Source organism: Streptomyces kebangsaanensis (genome assembly GCF_001906585.1).
Classification (GTDB): Bacteria; Actinomycetota; Actinomycetes; order Streptomycetales; family Streptomycetaceae; genus Streptomyces; species Streptomyces kebangsaanensis.
Window position 1 is genome coordinate 41,469 of sequence record NZ_JUJA01000035.1, and the last position, 11,243, is coordinate 52,711.

The 11,243-nt window shown below is 71.5% G+C and carries 8 protein-coding genes and 1 riboswitch; of the genes, 4 read left to right on the forward strand and 4 right to left on the reverse strand.

The genetic code is table 11. The features are described 5' to 3' along the window. On the reverse strand, positions 1 to 217 hold a 217-nt coding region (locus tag RH94_RS42370), incomplete at its 3' end, for a TetR/AcrR family transcriptional regulator (RefSeq protein WP_407697255.1). 232 nt (positions 218 to 449) lie between these two features. Between RH94_RS42370 and RH94_RS42375 the strand changes: the two genes are divergently transcribed. Then, positions 450 to 1,499: an LAETG motif-containing sortase-dependent surface protein gene (locus tag RH94_RS42375; RefSeq protein ID WP_234425529.1), complete on the forward strand. Its 1,050-nt coding sequence runs from the start codon at positions 450 to 452 to the stop codon at positions 1,497 to 1,499. A gap of 357 nt (positions 1,500 to 1,856) precedes the next feature. Further along, positions 1,857 to 3,233: a putative lipid II flippase FtsW gene (ftsW, locus tag RH94_RS04440; RefSeq protein WP_407697256.1), complete on the forward strand. Its 1,377-nt coding sequence runs from the start codon at positions 1,857 to 1,859 to the stop codon at positions 3,231 to 3,233. Between the two features lie 24 nt (positions 3,234 to 3,257). Here ftsW and rodA read toward each other — a convergent pair whose 3' ends face one another. After that, on the reverse strand, positions 3,258 to 4,454 hold the full coding sequence (rodA, locus tag RH94_RS04445; RefSeq protein WP_079188891.1) for a rod shape-determining protein RodA: 1,197 nt from the start codon (positions 4,452 to 4,454) through the stop codon (positions 3,258 to 3,260). Positions 4,455 to 4,627: 173 nt separating this feature from the next. Here rodA and RH94_RS04450 point away from each other — a divergent pair, with 173 nt between their 5' ends. Both RH94_RS04450 and RH94_RS04455 read left to right on the forward strand, forming a co-directional pair. Then, positions 4,628 to 6,451 (forward strand): phosphatidylglycerol lysyltransferase domain-containing protein, encoded by a 1,824-nt coding sequence (locus tag RH94_RS04450; RefSeq protein ID WP_079188892.1) that lies wholly within the window; start codon positions 4,628 to 4,630, stop codon positions 6,449 to 6,451. Between the two features lie 4 nt (positions 6,452 to 6,455). Further along, positions 6,456 to 6,866, forward strand: a complete 411-nt coding sequence (locus tag RH94_RS04455; protein WP_073946343.1) for an ArsR/SmtB family transcription factor — start codon at positions 6,456 to 6,458, stop codon at positions 6,864 to 6,866. A 482-nt stretch (positions 6,867 to 7,348) separates the two neighbouring features. Here the strand turns inward: RH94_RS04455 and RH94_RS04460 are convergent, their stop codons facing one another. Together RH94_RS04460 and RH94_RS04465 are read right to left on the reverse strand one after the other, a co-directional pair. Continuing rightward, entirely contained in the window at positions 7,349 to 8,725 is a 1,377-nt protein-coding gene (locus tag RH94_RS04460; RefSeq protein WP_107428622.1) for an ABC transporter ATP-binding protein, read from the reverse strand. A 58-nt stretch (positions 8,726 to 8,783) separates the two neighbouring features. Further along, entirely contained in the window at positions 8,784 to 10,538 is a 1,755-nt protein-coding gene (locus RH94_RS04465) for an ABC transporter permease (protein WP_073946344.1), read from the reverse strand. Between the two features lie 406 nt (positions 10,539 to 10,944). Next, positions 10,945 to 11,120: riboswitch (M-box (ykoK) riboswitch) on the forward strand. Positions 11,121 to 11,243: the final 123 nt, after the last annotated feature.

The window sequence follows — 11,243 nt, forward strand, 5'->3', positions numbered from 1 at the left end:
CCGCCACGAACCGCGGCTTGGTCCGCCACTGCCGGTAGAGCGTGGACTTGCTGCACCGGGTGGTGGCGGCGACGCCCTCCATGGTGACGGCGTCGTAGCCGCACTCGCGGATCTGCTCGAGCACGGCGTCGAAGAACTCCTGCTCGCGCTCGGGCGTGAGCCTGGAGCGGCGCGGGGCGACAACCGTCTCCGGTCGGTCCGCGGCCTGCGACGTCATCGCGCTGCTCCTCACTTGTGCCCGGAGGACTCGGTGCCCGCTCTCCTTCGGCGTACGCCCGTCGGTACGCGAGTGTACCGGTACGAAAGCGTATCGGTACGCGAGCGTACCGATGACCGGCGGGAGGGGGTGGCGTACATCACACATTGAAGCGTGGAATTCTGGGCAACCCTTTGCGGTCGTCGGTGATCTTCATTGCGAAAACACCGACCACTCTCGCTCTGAGGTTCGCATGAAGATTCGCCGTTCCCTGGCTCTCGCCGCAGCCACGGCAGCCATCACGCCCGCCGTTCTTCTTGCGGCCCCGATCGCCTACGCGCACGAGAAGCCGTCCTCCCCCACCACCGAGTCGACCGCCGGCGGCGACGCGAAGGCCACCGAGGACGAGTCGGGCAGCACCGAGGACCAGCAGACCCCCACGGACGACCAGTCGTCGCCGTCCGACGACCAGTCCGCCTCGGAGACCGAGGACACCAAGGCCGGCGAGGACGGGTCCGAGGCCTCCCCGACCCCCTCCCCCTCGACGACCGCGACTCCCTCTCCGTCCGCCTCCGCTTCGGCCTCGCCCTCGCCGGGTCCGCAGGAGTGCAAGGACGGCGAGAAGCCGAAGCTCGACAAGAACCTGAGCACCAGCCTCTCCGGCCTGCCCTCGAAGATCGTCGCGGGCAGCGGCTTCCACAACTTCAAGCTGAACGTGAAGAACTCCGGCAACCAGGCCTACAAGCGTGTCGACATGGGCGTGTTCGCCTTCCAGATCGACGAGGAGGACTTCTTCGCCGGCACCGACTACCTCACCCTGCAGTTCAAGGACCCGTCCACCGGCGAGTGGAAGAACGTCTCCCTGGACGAGGAGGACGAGACCGCCGGCTACCTCGCTTACACCGACATCAGGGCCAAGGAGTCCTTCTCCCTCGACCTGCGGCTGAGCGTGGACAAGAAGGCCCCGGCCGGCCTCGGCGTCGCCCTCACCATCGGCATGTACGCCGACGACAAGGGCAACTGCGTCTACGCCGCCGACGACGACTTCTACGAGTTCGACATCCTCAAGGCCGGCTCCAGCGCGGGCACCCCGGGCGACGCCAAGCCGCAGGGCGGCAAGAAGCCGCTGCCGGCGAAGCCCGTCGGCGACACCCAGATCGTCCCGCAGGGCCGCCTCGCCGAGACCGGCTCCAGCTCGGCACTGCCGACGATCGCGATGGCGGGCGGCGCCGCGGTCGCCGTCGGCGTGGGCGCCATGTTCGTGGTGCGCCGCCGCAAGGCGGGCAACGGCGCGACGGCCTGACCGCGCCCCTGACGCACTGATCCACGAGGGCCGCACCCGCACGGGCGGGTGCGGCCCTTCGCCGTGCCGGAGCGTCCCTCCTGTCCGCGGGACGGTTCGCGGCATGTGATCATGGTCCCTACCAGGCTTGCCCAGTCGGCGAGTTGAGGACGTCACCGGGGAGGATGGCCGGCGTGAGACACGGTGCCGACACCGTCCTTGCCGTGCGCACCGCGCAGGACTGCCGGGAAGACCCGGAACGCCACCCCGCCCGCTCCGGGCACCGGCGCGGCCCGCGCTGCTGACGGCATGGGGATCTCACCGGCACCGGAGCGCCGTGCGCCGGACGGGCGGACGCGCCCGTCCACGGCCGCGCACGTGCGCGATTCACGGAGTGCTCACGCGGGCAAGCGCGTGCCCGGTGCCCGGGGCACCACGGCGACGCGTGGACCCCGACGGACCGAACGGGCCGAACAGGCCGGGGCGGCGGCGACCCGGCCACGCACCGGACGCACCGGGCGGGTGGCCGCGCCCCCGAGGAGCCGCCCGCACCCCGCCGTGGCGCGGCTGCGGCGGGCCTGGGACCGGCCGCTGACGGCCTACTACCTGGTGGCGGGCAGCGCGGTGCTGCTCACCGCCCTGGGTCTGGTGATGGTGTTCTCCTCCTCCCAGATCCAGGCCCTGCGCCAGGGTCTGCCGCCGACCTTCTATCTGCGCCGACAGGTCACGGCCGCGGCGGCCGGCGCGGCACTGGGCCTGCTGGCCGCCCGGATGCCGGTCAAGGCACACCGGTGGCTGGCCCATCCGCTGCTGGGCGGGTCCATACTGCTGCTGGCGCTGGTGCAGGTGCCGGGGCTGGGGCGGACCGTCAACGGCAACACCAACTGGCTCGTCCTGGGCGGGCCGTTCGTGCTGCAGCCCAGTGAGTTCGCCAAGGCCGCGTTCATCCTGTGGGGCGCGGACCTGCTGGCCCGCAAGCAGCAGCACAAGCTGCTGGGCCGGTGGAAGCACCTGCTCGTACCCCTGGTGCCCGGCGCGCTGCTGCTCCTGGGGCTGATCATGCTCGGCGGGGACATGGGAACGGCGGTCGTCCTGGGCGCGGTGCTGTTCGGTCTGCTGTGGCTGGCCGGCGCGCCGCCGCGGCTGTTCGGAGTCGCCCTGACGGCGGCGGGGCTGCTCGCCACCGTGCTGATCATGACCGCCCCGCACCGCATGTCGCGGTTCGCCTGCCTCGGCGCGAGCGACCCCGGCCCGGACGACCAGTGCTGGCAGGTGGTGCACGGCCTGTACGCGCTGTCCACCGGCGGCCTGTTCGGCAACGGAATCGGCGCCAGCATCGAGAAGTGGGGACAACTTCCCGAGCCGCACACCGACTTCATCTTCGCCGTCACCGGAGAGGAACTGGGTCTGGTCGGCACCCTGCCCGTGCTGGCCCTGTTCGCGGCCCTGTTCGCGGGCGGGCTGCGGATCGCCGGCCGCCGCAACGACCCGTTCGTCCGCCTGGCGGCCGGCGGCATCGTCACCTGGCTCGCGGTCCAGTCCTTCATCAACCTCGGCGGGGTCCTCGGACTGGTGCCGATCGCGGGCGTGCCCCTGCCGCTGTTCTCCTACGGTGGCAGCTCGCTGATCGCCGCCCTGTACGCCGTAGGACTCCTGCTCGCCGCGGCCCACGACGAACCCGCTGTGCGTACGGCGCTGGCCGACCGCAGACGGAGGCTGCGCTCGATCCTGCCGCGCCGCCGGGGACGCCGCTGAGGCCGGCCGGGCGGCGCACAGGTATCAGGCGGACAGCGGGCGTTGCAGCCGGATGCCCTGCAGAATGCCCACGGCGATCCAGGCGGCGAACATCGACGAGCCGCCGTAGCTGACGAACGGCAGCGGCAGCCCGGTGACCGGCATGATGCCGAGGTTCATGCCGATGTTCTCGAACGCCTGGAAGGACAGCCAGGCCGCGATTCCGGCCGCAACCACCGTCCCGTACAGGTCGGGGCAGTCGCGGGCGATGCGCAGCGCGCGCCACAGCACCACGCCGAGCAGGGCGATCAGTGCGCCGGCGCCGACGAAGCCCAGTTCCTCCCCCGCCACGCTGAAGACGAAGTCGGTCTGCTGCTCGGGCACGAACTGACCGGTGGTCTGCGCGCCCTGGAACAGCCCCTGTCCGGTGAGGCCGCCGGCCCCGATCGCGATCCGGGCCTGGCTGGTGTTGTAGCCCGTCCCGGTGGGGTCCAGGGTGGGGTCGGCGAACGCGGCGAACCGGTTGATCTGGTACTGGTCCAGCAGATGCAGCTGCCACACGGCCACGGCCCCGAGGGCGCCGGCCGCCAGCAGTCCGGTGACCCAGCGCGCGGAGGCGCCGGAGGCGAGCAGCACCCCGAGCACGATCACGCCGATGCCCATGAACTGCCCGAGGTCCGGCGTGAGCAGGACCAGCAGGGCGGGCACGCCCGCCACCGCCAAAGACTCCAGGACGCTGCGGCTGTCCGGACGCGGCCGGTCACCGGTGTCCACCTTGGTGGCCAGCAGCAGTGCCATGGCGAGCACGATGGTGACCTTGACGAACTCCGCGGGCTGGACGGACATTCCGGCGATCACGAGCCAGCGCCGCGCCCCGTTGATCGTGGCACCCGCCGGGGTCAGCACCAGCAGGACCAGCAGGAGGGTGATGCCGTAGAGGGCGGGTACGAGGTCGCGCAGACGGCGCTGACCGAGCCACACGGTGCCGACGGCCAGGGCGATCCCGATCCCGGCGTTGATCACGTGGCGGATCAGGAAGGCGTACGGGTCGCCGTCCGTCAGCTGGGTGCGCCCCCGGGTCGCGGAGTACACCAGCAGCGCGCCGAGGAGCGACAGCGCGAGCGCGGCGCCCAGCAGCGGCCAGTCCAGCCGCCGCAGGACCGAGCCGGGAGTCGGCCGAAGGTCCCGGCGGTCCTCCGCCGGGACCCGCCAGGTCCCCGTGAGCCCGCTTCTGACGCCCATCGCGGCCCTCCTTCGCTCCGGCCGTGCCCGGCGGGCCGCGCCGAGTCCCGTACGACGCGGAAACCTATCATCAACCAGTTGCGCAATTCTTTAAGTGAAGCGCGCCGCCGCGTGGCGCGTCATGGCACCCCGCCCGTGGTCAGGCCGCTCACCGGGCCCTACGCTGACCTTTCGTGAAGGATTCCGTGGCCACGGGTGAGCGCTCCTCGCACACCCGTCTTCGCGCTGTGTCGTACAACCGGGTACCGACCGTGGCCGGTTACCTGTGTCTGCTCGTGGGCGTACTGGACGTACTGGGGGCGATCTTCCCCCGTATGCGCCACGGACGGGTGCACACCCTCGCGATGGCCCTGCCCGGGGCGGTGTCCACGCTGGCGACCGCCGCCTCGCTGATCGTGGGCGTGTCGATGGTGATGCTCGCGCACGCCCTGCGCCGCCGCAAGCGGCGTGCCTGGCGTGCGGTGATGCTGCTGCTGCCCGCGGGAGCGGTACTGCAACTGCTGCGCTGGCACCAGCACGTGCCGGGCGTGGTGACCGTGCTGCTGTTCGTCCTGCTGCTGGTCGCGCGCCGGGAGTTCTACGCGTTGTCCGACCCCCGCACCCGGTGGCGGGCCCTGTGGAACTTCCTCCTCCTGGGCGCCTTCAGCTTCGGCGCGGGCCTGCTGATCGTCAGCGCGCACCCCAGGACCGGGACCGGCTCCCCCGGCCTGACCGACCGGCTCCAGCACGTCGCCTACGGACTGACAGGCATCGAGGGACCGATCCACTACGCCAGTGATCGCACCGGCGACCTCGTGTACTACTCGCTCGCCGGGCTCGGCCTGCTGACCGCGGCCACCACCATCTACCTCGCGCTGCGCCCCTCCACCCCCGTGCCCTTCCTCGGCGAGGAGGAGGAGCGGCGGCTGCGCGCGCTGCTCGACCGGCACGGGGAGCGGGACTCGCTCGGCTACTTCGCGCTGCGCCGCGACAAGAACGTCCTGTTCTCCCCCTCCGGAAAGGCGGCGATCGCCTACCGGGTGGTGTCCGGGGTGATGCTCGCCGGCGGCGATCCGATCGGCGACGTGGAGGCCTGGCCGGGCGCCATCAAGGAGTTCATGGACACCGCCGCCCGGCACGCCTGGGTGCCCGCGGTGATGGGCTGCAGCGAGACCGGCGGCGAGGTGTGGACCCGCGAGGCCGGCCTGAACGCGCTGGAGATCGGCGACGAGGCCGTCGTCGACACCGGCGCCTTCTCCCTGTCCGGGCGGCCGATGCGCAACGTCCGGCAGATGGTCAACCGCATCGAACGCGGCGGCTACACCTGCCGCGTCCGCCGCGTGCGGGACCTGTCCGGGCAGGAGAGGGAGCAGATCCGCGCGGCGGCCGCCGCCTGGCGCGGCACCGAGGTGGAGCGCGGCTTCTCCATGGCGCTGGGCCGCTTCGGCGAGCCGGGCGACGGCGACTGCGTGGTCGTCACCGCGCACAAGGAACCGGAGGCCGGCGACCCCGCGCCGGGCGGGGACGTCCGCGCGGTCCTGCACTTCGTGCCCTGGGGCGGGGACGGGATCTCCCTGGAGCTGATGCGCCGCGACCGCACCGCCGACCCGGGTCTGAACGAGCTCCTCATCGTCAAGGCCCTTCAGCAGGCGCCCGGCCTGGGCATCCGCCGGGTCTCGCTGAACTTCGCCATGTTCCGCGCCGCCCTCGCCCGCGGCGAGCGCCTGGGCGCGGGGCCGGCCCTGCGCGCCTGGCGCGGCCTGCTGCTGTTCCTCTCCCGCTGGTTCCAGATCGAGTCGCTGTACAAGTTCAACGCCAAGTTCCAGCCCGTGTGGGAGCCGCGCTTCCTGGTCTATCCCACGGCCCGCGACCTGCTGCGCATCAGCCTGGCCGCGCTCCAGGCCGAGGCTTTCCTCACTCTGTCCTGGCCCGTGCCGTGGCGGCGAAAACCCCAGCGGCTTCCCACAAAAGCGCGGGCCGCCGCCGTCGGGCGTCCTGGCGGGCCGCCGGTACCCTAGTTGCATGGATGCGCAAGGACAGGTGTGGGACGCGGAGTCGGCGGACCGGGCCGTGGCGGTGCTCAAGGCGGCGGCGGACCCCTCCCGCTACCGGCTGCTGTGGGCGCTGAGCCGGCGTGAACTGCCGGTGAGCGAGCTGGCCCGGATGCTGGACGCCCATGTGGCCTCGACGTCGCAGCACCTGGCCAGGCTGAGGGCGGCCGGCCTGGTGACCACCCGCCGGGAGGGCACGCGGATCTACTACCGGGCGACCGGAGTACGCCCCCTGCTGGAGGCCGCGCTCCTCGCGGGCACCGACGACGGCACCCCCGGGGGCGACGGCCCCGGAACCGAGGAGCCGGCCCTGACCCCCCAACGGGCCGCCGCCGCACGCCCAGTGCTGTCGAGGCGGACGGCGCCGGCCGGGCCCCAATAGGGCGCGCTCCCCCTTCGGCAGCCGGCGCCCGGGCGCGAAGGCCCTGCCTGCCCGGCGACGCCCGGCAGGCTCCCCCGAGGCCTTCGGGCGAGGGGGATTCCCGCCTCACGTTCTTCAGCCGGACCCTCCGGGCAGGAGGACCCCGGCCGCGGTGCCGCCCGGTACGCGGTCGACGCTCCGCCCCGCGGTCGCAGGCACGGCCCCGGCGCGGCCCGCTCCCCGGACCGACGGCGGGACTTTCGCAGCAGACCCAGGCCGGCTAGTGCCGTGGCAGGCAACGTTTGCCCGTTGAGGAGCGGCGTCCGGTGCGTGCTCTGGGGGTCCCCCCTGCTCGAAGAGCTTGGGGGAGTGCCGGCCGGAAGTCCTCGTACTGGACGTACTTGGGCTTTCGGCCGGTGCGGCGAGTGGGGGTCCCCCCTGCTCGAAGAGCTTGGGGGAGCGTGCCAGGCGTCGCGACGGGGCGAACGTTGCCTGTCGCGGCACTAGCGCTGGGTGCCCGCCGGGCCGGCGGTGTCCGCGGTGTCGTCGCGGCGGTACTCCTCCGGGCCGGCGTCGTAGGCGTACAACTCGGCGTAGCGGCCCCAGTCGGTGGCCGTCTCCAGTTGCTGGTCGACCTGCTCGCTGGTGTAGTGATGGGCCAGCAGATCGCGGAAGAATCCGGCCCGGACGGTGCCGTCGGGCTTGCTGCGCACGCTGTTGGTGATGACCTTGACCAGGGGCAGCCGGCTCGCGGCCTCGGCGAAGATGGTCTTCGAGTCCTGGACGTCGGCCGTGGCGAACGCGGTGCCGGTGTCGGTGAGCAGCAGGTCGTCGCCGCTGATGCCGGCGAAGCCGAGCAGGTCCAGGGCGTCGACCTGGGGCATGAGGTCGTCGACCTCCAGGCCGAGGTCGTCGGCGAGGCCGGCGAGGTCGCAGCGCCCGCCGCGGTGCAGCACCAGCTCCGCCAGGCCCGACAGCCCGTCCACGCTCGCCGTGGGCAGCGCCGTGTTGGCCACCGTCCGCTTCTCCAGCTCGACCGGCTCCTGGCGGCCGGGCGTACGGCCCTCCTTCTGCCGGCCGGTCATGGTGCGGTAGACGCGGTCGATTATGTCCTCGAAGGCGGCGGAGTTGCGGTCACGGGGCCGGTCCAGGCCGACCTCGAAGATCTCCCGGATGGTTCCGTAGGGCCGGGAGCCGAGCACCACGATCCGGTCGGCCATCAGCACGGCCTCCTCGATGTTGTGGGTGACCAGCACGATGGCCCGGGTGGGGAACTGGCCGGACTCCCACAGCTCCATCAGCTCACCGCGCAGGTTCTCCGCGGTGAGCACGTCCAGGGCGGAGAACGGCTCGTCCATCATCAGCACGTCCGGCTCCACCACCAGGGCGCGGGCGAAGCCGACACGCTGGCGCATGCCGCCGGACAGCTCCTTGGGGTAGGCGGACTCGAAGCCGTCCAGGCCGATCAGGTCGATGGCCAGGCGGGCGGCCTCGGCGCGCTCGACGGGGTGGACGCCCTTGGCCTCCAGGCCGAGTTCGACGTTCTGCTGCACGGTCAGCCAGGGCAGCAGCGCGAAGGTCTGGAACACCATCGCCGTACCGGGGTTGGCCCCGGTCAGAGCAACCCCCTTGTAGCTGACGGTGCCCGAACTGGCCGGGACGAGGCCGGCCATGCAGCGCAGCAGGGTCGACTTGCCCGAGCCGGACTTGCCCAGCAGCGCGACGACCTCGCCGGCGCGGATCTGCAGGTCGATGCCGGACAGCACGGGCAGCTCGCGGTCGGCGCCGGCGTACGACTTCGTCAGGCCGGCGGTCTCGAGGAGCAGTTCGCCGTCGGCCGCGCGAGCGTTCTCGCTGGTCGGGAGGGTGTTCATCGCCATGGTGTGTCCAAGCTGTGGGGTGCGGAGTACGGGTGGCGGGGGTGCGGGCGGGAACGGGTCACAGGGAGTACCGGGACTCGGCCAGCCGGTACAGGCGGCGCCAGAGGAAGCGGTTGAGGGAGACGACGTAGGCACTCATCACGACCACGCCGGCGATCAGTTCGGGATGGTTGCCGTTCTCGGTCGCGCGGGCGATGTAGGCGCCCAGGCCGGTGGCGGTGAGCGTGGTGCCGCCGAAGGTGACGACCTCGGCGACGATGGAGGCGTTCCAGGCGCCGCCGGATGCGGTGATGCCGCCGGTGACGTAGGAGGGGAAGACGCCGGGGATGATCAGCCGGCGCCAGCGCTGCCAGCCTCTCACCCCGAGGTCGTCCATGGCCTCGCGCAGATCGGTGGGGATGGCCATGGCGCCGGCGATGGTGTTGAACAGGATGTACCACTGGGCGCCCAGGGCCATCAGGAACATGCCGCCGATGTCGATGCTCAGACCGGTCCGGATGAAGAACCACACGGCCAGCGGGAAGAGGAAGTTGGCAGGGAACGAGGCCAGCACCTGCACCACCGGCTGGGCGATCCTCGTCAGCCGGGGCGAGAAGCCTATCCTCACGCCGATCGGCACCCACACCACCGTGGCCACGGCGACCAGTACGGCGACGCGGGCGAAGGTGGCGAGCCCGAGCAGCAGGGGCTCGCCGAACACGCCGAGACCGGTGTGGTCGTACAGGTAGAGACCCAGGTCGACCAGTCCCCACACGATCAGCCCGCCGGCCACCAGGGCGAAGGCGACGTCCCCGGCGCGCCGCTTGCCGTGGTGCACCACGAGCGGCCGGTCGTCGGTACCGAAGACGCGGCCCGCGCGGTTCAGGGCCTGGCCGGCCGGGTGCAGCAGACGGCCGACGAGCCTCGGCCAGGTGGAGCGGCGCAGGAAGTCCAGGACGACCGACCGCTGGACCTCGCTGGCCTCGGACTGCTCGATCTTGAACTTCTCCGCCCAGGCGGTCAGCGGCCGCCAGAACAGGAAGTTCACCCCGATCACCATGACGGCCATGGTGAGGATGGCGCAGCCGACCTTGGCCAGGTCGCCGTCGGCGATCGCGGCACCGGCGTAGGAGCCGACCCCGGGCAGGGCGTAGTCGGTGTGCCCGAGGGTGATCGCCTCGGAGGCGACCAGGAAGAACCAGCCGCCGCCGAAGCTCATCATGCCGTTCCAGACCAGGCCGATCATCCCGGCGGGCAGCTCCACCTTCCAGAACCGCATCCACCGGGTGAAGCCGAACGACCTTGACAGCTCGTCGAGTTCGCGGGGCAACGAGGTGAGGGAGTGGTAGAAGCTGAACGTCATGTTCCACGCCTGCGAGGTGAAGATCGCGAAGATCGACGCGCACTCCAGGCCGAGCATCGAGCCCGGGAACAGGGCGACGAACCCGGTCACCGCCACCGTCAGGAACGCCAGCACCGGCACCGACTGCAGGATGTCCAGCGCCGGGATCAGGACGCGTTCCAGGCGGCGGCTCCTGGCGGCGGCGTAGGCGTAGACGAAGGTGAACACCGTGGACAGGGCCAGGGCGACGAACATGCGCAGCAGCGAGCGGGCGGCGTCGTAGGGCAGCTCGGCGACACTGGTGTCCACCTTCGCGGACTGACTGGTGGAGAACGAGACCGTGACCCCTTTGCCCACCCGCAGGGTGACGTACAGCAGCACGATCACCGCGGCGGCGACGACCAGGTCCACCCAGGTCATCCGGGAAAGGCGGCCCGCGAACCGGGCGGGGAACGAGGCCCGCGAGGTGGGCGTGCTCGTCCTGAACGACATCACAGGAACCTCCAACCACACTCCGTCCACACTGCGGCCACACGGGCGCGTCCCGGTGCGAGCGCACGACGGCGCGACGGCGCGCGCCCAGGGTCAGCGTGACGGCGTACGGCGAGAAAACGACGAGAAGGAGAGGAAGAGAAAAAGAGCTGAACGGCAGAAGCAGCGGTCAGAGGCTGCTGAGGCGGCAGCTCGGACTAGGTGGGTCGATGTCCACGAGTGCCTCCGTTCAGTCGTGTGGTTGCGGGGTACCGACAGGCAGTGTGCCGTTTATTGCGTCGATACGCAAATAAGGGCGTCGGCGAGGAGGGCTGTCGGCCTTCCTCCAGGTCAAGGCCCCGTCAAGACTGGTCGACGGAGCGCCGTCGCGCCTCTGCCGGACGTACACTTGCATGAGTTCTTGAATGAGGCACCTCGTTCGGTGAGGCGTCTTCACGGACACAGGCCACTGACCCCACGACGTCGAGAGACGCCCAGGGTCAGGACACCTCTCCCCGGCCTAAGGGGTGAGGCCAAGTGGCTTCCCGCGGATGGCGGGACTACGCCGTGGAGTGCCAAAGCTCTGACGAGTTGGGGTGGGCCGGGCCGCGGTGTGGCGGTCGGCTGCTCCTTGCCGTGTCGTTGACGACGCCCCTCGTACGGGCGTTGCCGGCCGGGAGGAGGCGAGAGACATGGACTGCAGCAGTCCGGGCCGAAGTCGGCCCC

Bases quoted from the DNA above. Each gene is read 5' to 3' on its own strand.
- RH94_RS42375 (WP_234425529.1), top strand. From the start codon at position 450: ATGAAGATTCGCCGTTCCCTGGCTCTCGCCGCAGCCACGGCAGCCATC.
- rodA (WP_079188891.1), bottom strand. From the start codon at position 4,454: ATGGGCGTCAGAAGCGGGCTCACGGGGACCTGGCGGGTCCCGGCGGAG.
- RH94_RS04455 (WP_073946343.1), top strand. From the start codon at position 6,456: ATGGATGCGCAAGGACAGGTGTGGGACGCGGAGTCGGCGGACCGGGCC.
- RH94_RS04460 (WP_107428622.1), bottom strand. From the start codon at position 8,725: ATGGCGATGAACACCCTCCCGACCAGCGAGAACGCTCGCGCGGCCGAC.
- RH94_RS04465 (WP_073946344.1), bottom strand. From the start codon at position 10,538: ATGTCGTTCAGGACGAGCACGCCCACCTCGCGGGCCTCGTTCCCCGCC.